General features: G+C 66.8%; 5 protein-coding genes. 2 read left to right on the top strand and 3 right to left on the bottom strand.

The annotated features are described in order from the left end of the window. Positions 1-14: 14 nt before the first annotated feature. Together GF399_12340 and GF399_12345 are read left to right on the top strand one after the other, a co-directional pair. The gene (locus GF399_12340) at positions 15-266 is read left to right on the top strand and encodes a hypothetical protein (GenBank protein ID MBD3401101.1); all 252 of its coding nucleotides are present in this window, start codon (positions 15-17) and stop codon (positions 264-266) included. A gap of 122 nt (positions 267-388) precedes the next feature. Further along, positions 389-1,609, top strand: a complete 1,221-nt coding sequence (locus GF399_12345) for a glycine C-acetyltransferase (protein MBD3401102.1) — start codon at positions 389-391, stop codon at positions 1,607-1,609. A 430-nt stretch (positions 1,610-2,039) separates the two neighbouring features. Here the strand turns inward: GF399_12345 and GF399_12350 are convergent, their stop codons facing one another. The 3 genes from GF399_12350 to GF399_12360 form a co-directional block, all read right to left on the bottom strand. Continuing rightward, entirely contained in the window at positions 2,040-3,956 is a 1,917-nt protein-coding gene (locus GF399_12350; GenBank protein MBD3401103.1) for a T9SS type A sorting domain-containing protein, read from the bottom strand. 322 nt (positions 3,957-4,278) lie between these two features. Next, positions 4,279-7,653, bottom strand: a complete 3,375-nt coding sequence (locus tag GF399_12355; GenBank protein ID MBD3401104.1) for a PAS domain S-box protein — start codon at positions 7,651-7,653, stop codon at positions 4,279-4,281. Positions 7,654-7,666: 13 nt separating this feature from the next. Continuing rightward, a complete protein-coding gene (locus tag GF399_12360; protein ID MBD3401105.1) occupies positions 7,667-12,385 on the bottom strand; it encodes a PAS domain S-box protein in 4,719 nt (1,572 codons plus the stop codon). Positions 12,386-12,398: the final 13 nt, after the last annotated feature.

The raw sequence follows: 12,398 nt of genomic DNA on the forward strand, positions 1-12,398 counted from the left end.
CCGAAAGGACCCCCATGCCCGACGACAAAGAGATGCGCGAAACCGTCCTTGAGTACGTCATCGACGAGTACGTCGAGGACGAAGACGAAGAGATCACCTACGACAGCCCGCTGATCTCCTCGGGCCTCGTCGACAGCTTCTCCATGGTTTCCTTGAAGGTCTTCCTGGAGAAGAAGTACGACATCAAGCTGCCCGACGAGGAGGCCACCCCGGAGGCCTTCGACAACGTCAACTCGATTGTCGAGCTGGTCAAGAAGTTCTTGTAGGGTATCAAGGCGGGGATCAGGCGGCTGGATACCCACCGCCCCCGCCCCGGACTCATACACATAACGCACGCTTACCGGACTAGCAAGGAGGCATGATGGTCTATTCCGACCAGACCCGGACCATGTTCGCCGGCGAGATCGAGGCGATCAAGGAGAAGGGGACGTACAAGGAGAAGCGCTTCATCTGCTCGCCCCAGGACGCGGAGATCACTGTCGAGTACCCGGAAGGGGCCGATCAGGAGAAAGTGCTCAACTTCTGCGCGAATAACTATCTGGGGTTGGCCAGCCATCCCGAGGTGGTCGCGGCGGCGCACAAGGGATTGGACGAGCGCGGCTTCGGCATGAGCTCGGTGCGCTTCATCTGCGGCACCCAGGACATCCACCGCAAGCTGCAGAACCAGTTGACGGAGTTCCTGGGCACGGAGGATACGCTGCTGTTCCCCTCGTGCATGGACGCCAACGCCGGGGTCTTCGAGGCCGTGCTGAGCTCGGACGACGTGATCATCGCCGACCGGCTGATCCACGCCTCCCTGGTCGACGGTATCCGGCTGTGCAGCGCCGAGTACGACACCTTCAAGCACATGAACATGAAGCACCTGCGCAAGAAGCTGGAGCTGCACCAGGACAAGCGGACCCGACTGGTGGTCACCGACGGCGTGTTCAGTATGGACGGCGACCTCTTCCCCCTCGACGAGGCGGTGGCGCTGTGCGAGGAGTACGACGCGATGATCCTGGTCGATGACTCCCACGCCTCGGGTTTCATAGGTAAGACGGGCCGGGGGACGCCGGAGCATTTCGACGTGCTGGGCCGGGTCGACCTGATCACCACCACACTGGGCAAGGCGCTGGGCGGCGCCTCGGGCGGCTGTGTCTCCGGTCGCCAGGAGCTGATCGAGCTCTGCCGGCAGAAGGCCCGGCCGTATCTGTTCAGTAACTCGATGGCCCCGGTGATCGTCTCGGCCAGCATCCGGGTGATGGAGATGGTGATGGAGAGCCCGGAGCGGCGCGACAAGCTGATGTGGAACACCGAGTACTTCCGCAAGGGTCTCGAGGAGAAGGGGCTCAACATCCGCCCCGGCGAGACGCCCATCGTGCCGGTGATGCTCTACAACGCCAAGCTGGCCAACGACATGGCGCGGGATATGTACGCCGAGGGCATCTACGTCATCGGCTTCAGCTTCCCCGTGGTGCCCAACGGCCAGGCGCGCATCCGCACCCAGCTTTCAGCGGCCCATGAAAAGGAACACCTCGATAAGTGCATCGAGGCCTTCGCCAAGGTGGGCGACAAGTACGGCATCCTCGGCCTGGACAAGAAGGGGATCATCGAGAAATACGGGATGTAGCTTCGACCAGAAAGCGCAGCATGGTCTTTGCGGGGCGGGGTCTTGAGACCCCGCCCCTGTTTAGTTGAAGGTGATTGCGCCTCGGGGCTCCAGCGATGACACAGACCGCGACCTTTGAAAACAGCTGCGCGGTATCGCCACCACAACCCGCTCGACACGGACCCCGGAACTGGCACGATTTTTGCGGAGGCGGAGCGTTATCTTCGTTCCGACGGTCGCCGAGATGCAAAAACCGTGCCAGTTCCGGGGTTTGCCGTTTTGGGTCAGTTTTTCAACAGCAGCTGTTTTCAAAGGTCGCGGGCTGTCAGAGCCAAAGAAAACCGCCCCGCGGCGCGGGACGGCTGGTCACAAGTGGAATGCGCCTGTTCAAGCCTGGGGGGCGATCGGGCGCGGCCTGGTCGGCAGCCCGACGGTAGTGGACAAACAGCTCTCAGCGGTCGATGACGACCCGGCGGCTGAGCGAACCCTCAGCGGCTTCCAGACGCAACAGGTAGACGCCCGTCGCCGCGCCGGCGCAGTCCCAGGCGATCTCGTGACGCCCGGCGGCCAGTTCCCCCGCGGTCAGCGTCGCCACCCGGCGACCGGCAAGATCGTAAACGGCCAGCTCGACACGTTGGGTGGCGGGCAGCTCGAAGATCACGCTGAGCCGATTGCTCGCCGGGTTGGGCCAGGGTGCATGGAGGCGCAAATCCCCGGTCCCGGCATCGACGACGACGGGTTCGGTGGGGCCAAAGCGGCGGGAAGCGCCGCTTTCTCCGGTGACCTCGAGCCAGTAGACGTATTGTTCTCCCGGTTGCACGTCGCGGTCGAGATAAGCGGTTCGCGATCCGGACAAAGCTCCGGAGACGGGCAGGGGTCGATCGGCACCCCGCAGGATACGCAGCGTCGTCGAAGTGCCGTTTGCAAGGGTCCAACCGACCAGGACGCCGTCATCCACGACCCGGGTCCGCAGCTCGACCTCTCCGGTGTCCATCGAGGGCTCGGTGTTGAGGAACAGGGCCAGGGGTTCCCGGGAAAAACCGGCCGCCACATCGAGGGCGCCGTTGCAGTCGACGTCGCCCAGAGCGATCGCCCGGGTCTGTTCGGGGCCGGTGTAGGTCCAATCGGGACTGTCGTTGTAGTACCCGCCCATGTTCTCGTAGACATCGACGCCCTTCCAACTGCCGTTGGCCAGGATGATATCGGGATAGCCGTCATTATTGAGGTCGCCGCAGAGGGCGTCGTTGGTGTAGCGGTCGTCGGCGGTCTCCCAGACCGGCGCACTCCCCAGACCGCCGTCGTTTTCGTAGAGACGCAGGGAATCGGCGGCCACCAGCAAATCCAGATCACCGTCGGCATCGTAGTCCAGCAACAGGACCTTTTCATCACCGGAGTCGGCCCGACCCGAGCTCCAGCCCGGGGTCGTCTGTGGCATGCCGGAAGTGTTGTAGTAAACGCAGGTGTCGTAGCCCGTCCACTTGGCGACGACGACGTCCAGACGGGTCGAATAGCGGTAATCGACCTCCAGCATCTGGCCGTCGGCGACGGCGCCGTCGGGACTTAACCAGCCCGCCGCTGGATCGCAGCAGTAGTTGAGCTCGAAGGGTTCTCCGTCCAGGCGGACCTCGTCGATGGCGACGAAGGGCGCGTGGGGCAGCCAGAAGACCTGACGAACCCCGTCGCCGGTGAAAACCGCCGTATCGGTGACCAGATGGGAATTGTCCAGGTCCCCCAGGGCGATCGATTGGCTGGCCTCGGACTGACTGGACTGCCAGCCCGGGGTGGTCTCCAAGCCGCCCGTCGTTCCCCAGAACAGGTAGACCGGTCGCGTCGGATCGTACTGGTTGCGACCCTGGTTGGCGGTGACGGCGTCGGTGTAGCCGTCACCGTCGACGTCACCCAGGGCCGCACCGACGGCCCAGGCGGATGCATTCGAGCTCCAGTCCGGCGCATCAGCGGGACCGGCCGGATCACCGGCGTAGACCGTACAGGGGTCGTAACCCGTGCCGCCGTTGGCGTAGAAGACATCGGGTACGCCGTCGGCGGTCACCTCGCCGGTGACGACCTCGCTGCAGTGACGCTCGACGACGGCCGACCAGCTCGCAGCATCGGGCAGGCCGAAGAACTCGTTGAGAAAGATCATATTGTGATATTCGGGGATCGGCGGGTACCAGTTACTGCCGTTATAGGTGCCGACGACCAGATCCAGGAAACCGTCGGCGTCGGCGTCGCCGAAAGCCAGGCCGCCGTAGGCCCATTGCTGATCGTCGTACCACTCCCAGTCGGGCTCTTCGGGCAGGGGAACCTCCGCCGCCGCCGGCAGGCAAAGCAATCCCAGCAGTGTTAAAACCAATAACGATTGTCGCATCTCGCCTCCAACGGGTTGATGTCGTCTCCTCGGCCTTCGTCCCAAAACCAGTATTCAAGGTAGCATAAGACTTCGTCGGATGAAAGGCTCGAAAGCCCGGGCCGGGTCCGCCGAAAACATCCACCGTGCGGCAGCGCGCCGCCCACACTGTGGCGCCACCCCGGAAGCGGCACGGTTTTTGCTGTTCGGCGACCGTTGGAGCGAGTTTAACGGTCCGCCTGCGCAAAAACCGTGCCGCTTCCGGGGTGGCAGTCGACCCGCAGGTTCTCGGGCGGCTGTTTTCTACGGACCCGCGTTTTTTCGGGCTTCAACTTGGGGGGGTTCAGGGGCCCTGGCGGGGCAGGTGCAGGGTCAGGGTGGTACCCTCGCCGAGGCGGCTCTGGACTGCCACCCGGCCGCCCATCTGCTGGACGAGCTTCTGCACCACGGCCAGCCCCAGGCCGCTGCCGTGTTTCCTGGTGGTGAACAGGGGGGTGAAGACGTGGGGCAGATGCTCGGGGGCGATGCCGGTGCCGTTGTCGCTGACGCGCAACAGGACCCAGCCGTCGACGGCCCGACTGGAGATCTCGATTCGGGGGTTGTCGACCTCGGCGCAGGCGCTGACGGCGTTTTCGGTCAGGTTGATCAGGATACGGAACAGAGCGTCGCCGTCGATGTTGGTGATCGCGTCGGGCGCCTGCAGACACAACTCGGTCTGGACACCGCGGTTGGCGGCGTTTTCCCGCAGCAGGGCGCCCTTGGCGAGCAGGAAATCATCGATACGCACGGGTCCTGGCAGCAGCTCGTCGAAGCGTTGGTACTCGCGCAGAGTGCCCAGCAGCCGTTCGGCCACCTGGAAGGTTTCCAGGCTGAGCTTGAGATAGAATTCGAGCCGGTCGGGGCTTAGTTTATGCAGGTTGTTCTGCAGGACCTTGAGGCTGGTCTTTAGCGTGTTGAGGGTGTTGCCCATCTCGTGACGGATGGTGGAGAAGATCTGCTGGATCTGGGCGATCATCGCCTCGCGGCGCTCGAGCTCTTCGGCCAGCTCGCGCTCGGTGATGTCGCGCACCACGCAGACCAGCCCGCCGTCGTCCAGGGCGGTCAGGCTGACCTCCTGGGGGAAGCGTTCGCCGTCGCTGCGCAGGCCGACGGTCTCGCCGCTCCAGTGGCCGTCGCTGTGCAGGGCGGGCATGATCTCGCTGTCGAAGCGCTGGAGTGCCTCATCGTCGTAGAGTACGCGCCAACTGCGCCCCAGCAGGTCTTCGGGGTCATCATAGCCGTAGATGCGCACGTGGGCGGCGTTGAGGTAAATGTAGCGTTCCCGTTCGTCGAGGATGGCCATGCCCTCGAGGGTGCTCTCCATCGCCACGGCGCGGCGGCGCAGCTCCTCACCGGCCCGGCGCTCGGCGGTCACATCGGTGATGAAGCCTTCGAGGAATTTCAACTCTCGACCGTTGTCGAAGATCGGCACGCCCTGAACCCAGGCCCAGCGTTCCTCGTCGTCGGCGGTGCGCAGGCGGAAGGTGGCCTGGAAGTAGCTGCGGCGTTCAATGGCGTCGTTGATGGCCCGGCGCAGCGGGTGGCGGTCCTCGGGGTGGATCAACTCGACGAAGGCGATTTCGGCGTCGTCGACGAGCTGTTCCGGCCGGTAGCCGGTCAGGCTGAAGCCTCCGCCGGAGACAAACAGCATCGTCCAGTTGTCGTTGAACAGGCAACGGTAGGCCATCCCGGGCAGGTTCTCCATCAGGGTTTCCAACCGCCGACGGCTCTCGGCCAGCTCGCGCTCCATCCGGTGGCGCTCGGTGATGTCCAGGGCCACCCCGCCCAATAGGCGGCGCTCGCCGGCCAGTTCGATGACGAACTTGTGGGTGTCGAAGGTCCGCAGGTTGCCGTCGTGGTCCGGCAGGACCTCGATCCCGCTGACATAGCCGTCGGTGAAGGCCCGGCGGTCGTTTTCCTGCACGACGGCGGCGCGCTCGGCGGGCAGGTGGTCGGCCGGTGTCTCGCCCAGCCAGCTCTCGCGGCCGATATGCTCGAGCTGGTAGCGGTTGAGGAACAGGTTGCGCCCCTGCGGATCCTTGATGAATACGGCGGCGGGCAGGTAGTCCATGAAGGCGGCGAAGCGCCGCTCGCTCTCGGCCAGGGCCTCCTGGTAACGGTACTGTTCGGTGATGTCCAGGCCGACCTCGACGAGCCCCAGCAGCTTGTCTTCCTCATCGTAAACCGGATGACCGGTGAGGTGGAGGCGGCGGTCGTCGGGAGTGCTGAGTTCGGCGTCGCAATCGGCGCCGCTGCGTCGGGCGGTGACGACGGGTCGCTCCGGACAGGTCCCCTCGGTGAACCATAACTGGTCGCAGGAGCGACCGATCAGCTCCGCGGGCTCCAGCCCCAGGCTGTCGGCGGCGGCCCGGTTGGCCCAGCAGACGACGAGGTCCGGAGTGTAATAGACGACGATCTCCTCCATCGCCGCCAGGATGGCCGTTTTTTCTCGCTCCGAATCGGTCAGGGCCTCCTCGGCGCGGCGGCGCTCGCTGATATCCAGCAGGATGCCCTGGAAGTGGGTCACCCGACCGGCCGTATCACGACGCACGATGGTGCGGTCGTCGACCCAGCGGGCCTTGCCCTCCCGCGTCACCAGCCTGTAGAGCTGGCTGAATTCGTCCCGGCCGGCCCGCAGGTGTTCGATGACTTCGGCGCTCACGCGCTCGCGATCGTCGGGATGGATGATCTCAATGAACCTCAGCCCGGCCCGCCAGTCGTCGGTACTATAGCCGTACATGGCGACATTGTCGGAGACGAATTCCACCGGCAGGCCCGGCTCATTGCGCCAGAGGAAGATGGTTGCTTCGCTCTGGTTGACGATCTGCTCCAATTCCTCCCGGGCCCGGTAGGCTTCCCGCAGGGCGCGTTCGGATTCCAGGCGCTCGGAGATGTCTCGGCAGACGGTGATGAAGCATTGCTCGCCCGCGTAGTCCATCCGGCGGGCACTGACCTCGATGGGCAGCACTCCACCGTCGCTGCGGCGGTAGTCGGTTTCGAAGATCACCCCACCCGAGGTGGGCAGCTCCCGCAGGCGGGCCTCAACGTCGTCGGCCCGGCTCGCGACGACGAGGTCCCGCGGCGTCATGCCCACCAGTATTCGCCGATCGTAGCCCAGCATACGCTCGGCGGTGCGGTTGGCCTCCAGCACCCGGCCGTCGGCGGCGTGAATGAACAGGGCGTCGGCGGTATTGTGGAACAGGTTGCGGAAACGCTCCTCGCTGGAGCGCAGTTCCTCCTCGACCCTGGCCAGGCGGCGCTCGGTGCTGATCCGGTCCCGGGTCTCGCAGACCACCTGGGGCAGCAGCTCGAGGAAATCGGCTTCCTTGGTCAGGTAGTCCCGGGCCCCGGCCTTGAGCATCTCGACGGCCACCCGCTCGCTGCCCTGGCCGGTCATGATGATGAATTCGGGCCGTCGCGGCAGCTCGTCGAAGGCGGCGATCAACTCGTCGGCGGCCATGTCGCCCAGCTTGAAGTCGATCAGCAGCAGCGCCGAGGCCGTCCGGCCGCTCTCATTCAGCCAGGCGAGGGCCGCGGCACCGGAGCCCACCCCCGCCGTGCACAGCCCCCGCCGCTCCAAGCGGCGACGGATCAGGCGGTTGAGGGCCGCATCGTCCTCGACGACGAGGACGACGAAGTCCTCGCCGGCGACGGGGCGGCTGGTCTGCGGTCTGGGCATGGTTAAAACCCGTTTACCCCTGTTCGGGCGTTTCAGCGACACGGCGGGGCAGGGAGACGACGAAGCGGCTGCCGACACCGGGTTCGGCTTCGACCGTTACGGCGCCGCCGTGACGCTGGAGGATGCGGCGGACGATGGTCAGGCCGAGGCCCTCGCCGTCGTCGGCCCCCGCAGTCGAGGAGCGCTGGAAGAGCTGAAAGATGCGCTCCTGATCGCGCGGCTCGATACCGACGCCGTTGTCGGCGACGCTGTAGCGCACCTCATCGTCGTCGGCCTCGCCGTCGACGCTGATCCGGCCGGGACGGCCGGGATCGAGATACTTGAGGGCGTTATCGATCAGGTTGCTGAACACCTGGTTCAGTTGGGTACGGTCGGCGATGCAGGGCGGCAGCTCGCCGATCTCCAGCCGGGCGCCCTGCTCCTCCAACCGGTAGCTGAAGGTGGCCCGGATCTCGGCGATGATCTCGCCGACGTCGAGGTGTTCCCGACGCAGGGCCTGGCCGCCGAGACGGGAAAGGCGCAGCAGCCCGGAGAGCAGGCCGTCCATCTTGTAGACGCTGGTCTTGATGCACTCGAGGGCCTCGGGGATGTCCTCGCGGCAGGTGGGCAGCAGCTTCTCGCGCAGCGCGGCGGGCACGGCCTCGTCGTCGACGAGGTTGCCCAGCTCCTCGAGCAGCAGGCCCAATTCGCCGGAGTAGCCCTGGATGTTGACCATCGGCGAGCGCAGATCGTGTCCGGCGATGTAGATGAGCTGCTCCAGCTCCTGGTTCTTGGCCCGCAGCTGCTGGTTAAGCCGCTCGCGCTCGCTCTCGGCCCAACGCCGCTCCTCGAGCAGGCGGATGTTGTGCAGGGCCAGGGAGACATCGCCGGCGACCTCGTCGAGGAGCTCCCGTTCCGCCCCGTCCAGGGGGCCGCCGCTCAGGGCCACCCCCAACAGGCCGAAGATCCGGCCGCCGTACTCCAGCCGGACCAGGATAGTGCGTCGCCGCGCATCGTCGCCGTCGGTTTCGACGACGGTCGCGCCGTTCCCGCAGCGCAGGGCGCGGCCCAGACGCCCATCGAGCTCGCCCGAGGTCAGCTTGTGGCGCAGCTCAGGAGCGGCCGCGCCGATACCGGCATGGGCGAAGACGTCGCAACCCGGGGGCGGGGCGCTCGTTTCCGCCGGAGCGTCGACGGCGACATCCTCGGCCAACAGGGCGATCCAGGCGTGTTCATAGCTGTGGTACTCGATCAGGGTCTCGCTGATCGACTCGACCAGGCGGCGCCGGTCGGTTTCCCGGCTGATCAGCCGGTCGACCCGGCGTAGGCCGCGCAGAATGCCATTCAACCGGCGGATGCGCTCCTCGTCGCGCCGGCGTTCGGTCAGGTCCGTTCCCGACAAGAGCAGGGTCCGGCCCTCGCCATCTTCGGCGATGGGCGCCGCCGCGGGGAAGTAGATCATCCGCTCGCCGCCGGCGCCGTCGATGAGGCGCAGGTCGATTGCCCCCGCTTCGTCGTCGTCCAGGGAGCGCGTCAGCCAGTCGGCGAACTCCTCCCGCTGCTCCGGAGCCACCAGCTCGCTCAGCGCGACGCCGCGCAGGGTGTCGGCTTCAAGTCCCAGCAGCCCGGTCAGGGCGGCGTTAACGTCGCGCACCACGCCGGAGGCGTCCAGCAGCAGGTTGAGTGAGGGGCTGTGGGCGAAGATGAAGCGGTAGCGCTTCTCGCTTTCCCGCAGCTCCAGCTCGACGCGCTTGGCGGCGGTGATGTCGACGGCCTGGGCCAGCAGGCCCCAGGGCATGGGATAGACGCTGGCGCTGAGGTAGAGCTCCCCCCCGGCGGCGGGGAAACGCCCCTCGACGTGCTGTTCGCTCCCCGTCTCCAGGGCCCGGTGGTAGGCCTCGTAGCTGGCGGTGTCGGCGAAGGCGGGAAACAGGTCCAGCAGATAGGCGCCCTCGAGTTCCTCGACGGGCCGGGCGACGAACTCGGCGTAGGCTTTGTTGCAGTAGAGAATGCGCAGGGTGTTGGAGAGGGCGACGATGGGCGACTTGATGCTCTCCAGCAGCAGCCGGTGTTTGCGCTCACTGACCTGCAGCCGGTCGAGGGTCCGGCGCCGGGCGCTGATGTCGCGCAGCCAGAGGGAGAGGTGACGCAGCTCGCCGTCGGAGCCGGCGACGGGGGAAACGGTCAGGCTGACGGGGATCGTCCCGCCGTCTCCCTGGCGGCACTCGGCCTCGCTGTCGGTGACCCCCAGGCCGTCCCGGCAGACCGCCTCCCACTCGCGCAGCTCCGCCGCCGCCAGGCCGAGATCCTCGACGATGCTACGCCCGGCCAGGGTGCGGCCCGGTCGGCCGAAAACCCGTTCCGCCGCGGGGTTGGCGTCGACGATCCGCCCGGACAGCTCCGTAATCAGCAGGGGATCGGCGCCGCCGACGAACAGGGCCCGCTGGACGCGCTCGCTCTCGCGCAGGGCCCGACTGGTGCGCTCGAGCTCGCTGACGTCCCGACTGACGGCCAGCACGCTCTCCACCGCACCGCCGGGACCCCGTTCGGGCACCAGACGGACGTTGAAGAAGCGCTGCTGGTCACCGACGCCCCGGGTCAGAGTGATGGCGTCGCCGGCACCGGTTTCGAAGACCCGCAGCACGGCGGCCTGCCAAAAGGGATCGGTTCCCAGGTCCCGGTCCAGCTCCGCGGGACCGTGTCCGACGAACTCGGCCGGTCGCAGGCCGAACTGCTCCACCAGGGCCGGGTTGGCGTAGAGGCAGCGCAATTGACGATCGAAACGTAGCACCACGTCGGGTGAGTTCTCGATCAGCTCGCGGTACTCCCGGCGGCTGCGGCGCAGGTTGTCGGCGCTGCGCTGACGCTGCAAGGCCACGGCGGCCTGGTTGAGAAAGGTCTCCAGCAGCTCCCGATCCTCTAGCTCCACGCCCCCGGGCAACAGGACGTTGAGCGAACCCAGCAGCTCATCGGCCTGGAGGACACCGGTGGAGTAGACCGCGCCGATGCCCAACAGCTTTTCGATGGTGCGGGCGGAACGCCGGCTCAGTTTGCCGCAGGCCAGATCGTAGAGGCCCTCGGGCACCCGCTCCAGCCTGCCCCGGCGCAGGCTCTCGAGGGCCCGGTCGTTGATGGGGAAGGACTCGTCGATGAAGCGGCGGCCGTAGAGCTCGAAGAAGCGCCGCAGCGGACCCTGCCGGCCCAGCAGGGCCCGCAGCCGGAAGGAGCGGGTCTGGTCGTCGAAGGTGTTGACCATCACATAGCCGTCGCCGACGATCTCCCGGAGGCGTTGGGCGATGTAATCGTAGAGGTCGTCCTCGGGCTTGAGGCTGACAAAGCCCATCGCCGTGCGCGAGAGGAACTCCAGCCGCTTGCGGCTGCGGGCCTCGAGGCGGGTGATGGCGGTGCGTTCCAGGGCGGCGGCCAGGTGTTCGCCGACCAGGCGCAGCGGCCGGGAGTATTCCCGTGACCAGACCCGTCGCTCGCTGACGCTATCGAGTCCGAGAAAACCCTGCAACTCGCCGGCTACAGCCAGCGGGGCGACGAACAGGGAGACGACGCCCTGGTCCTGCAAGCTGTGTCTCAGGGCCTGGGCCGCGGCGGGCAGTTCGTCCAGGTCGGCGAGGCTGATATCAGCCCCGGCGCGCAGTCGCTCCATCCACCAGGGAAAGTCCTCCACCGGAATGTTCTGCAGCTTGCCGCGCTGGGGCTCGACATTCGCGGCGCACCACTCGTGGGTGTTGGACATCAAGCAGCCGTCGTCGTGAAACCCGAACAGGTAGGCCCGGTCGGCGTCGGCGAAATGGCCGACGCGTTCCAGGGCACGCTCCACCCCGGCGTCGAGACGCTCCGGGGCCAGATTGATCAGCTCCGTGCTCAGCTCGGCGATCAGGGCCACGAACTCGCCGCGGAAGCGCAGCTGTTCGAGCAGGCGTTCGCGTTTGGTTACATCGCGGACGACGGCGATCAGCCCGCGCAGCTCACCACCGAGGGCCGCGGCGCTGATCTCGACGGGAAAAACCTTGCCGTCGAGACGGCGCAGGTGGAAGCGAATGCCCTGGCGCAGCTCCTCGGCCGAAACGATGAACTGGTTGAACAACCGCCCCACGGCCGTGCGGTCCGCCGGCGGGACGAAATCCAGGAAGGGTCGGCCGATCAGCTCTCCGGGATCCTCGAGGCCGATGCCGTCGGCGGCCCGCTGGTTGGCCAGCACCAGGCGACCCGTCTCGTCCAGCACCACAATGGCGTCCGGCGAGGTCTCCACCAGGGCCCGGTAACGCTTTTCGCTGGCCGCCAGCTCCCGGCTGCGCTCAGCGACCAGGCGCTCCAGATTGGCCTGGGCCTGGCGCAGGTCCCGTTCCTGGAGCACCCGCCGGGTGATGTCCTCGGAGATGCCGGCGACGCGGACGACGTTGCCGTCCTCGTCGGGCAGGGGGAAGGCGCGGTCGTGGATCCAGCGCTCGGCGCCGTCGGGGCGGACGATGCGGTAGACGACGTCGTAGTCACCCTCGGCGGCGCCGGGGTCGAAGGCCTCCTCGACCCGTCGGCGATCGTCGGGGTGGACGGCCTCGGCCCAACTGCGCGGTTCGTCGTAGAGGCTGCGGCAGCTACGACCCCAGATGCTCTCGTAGGCGGGGCTGATGTAGAGGATGCGGCGGGAGCGCCACTCGGTGAGCCAGAAGACCTCGCGCATCTGCGCGGTGAGGTCCTCCAGTGAGGCGCGGTTGTCCTCGAGGGCGGGGCGCTTGCTCATCTGCTGGGGGAAG

Source organism: Candidatus Coatesbacteria bacterium (genome assembly GCA_014728225.1).
GTDB lineage: Bacteria > RBG-13-66-14 > RBG-13-66-14 > RBG-13-66-14 > RBG-13-66-14 > WJLX01.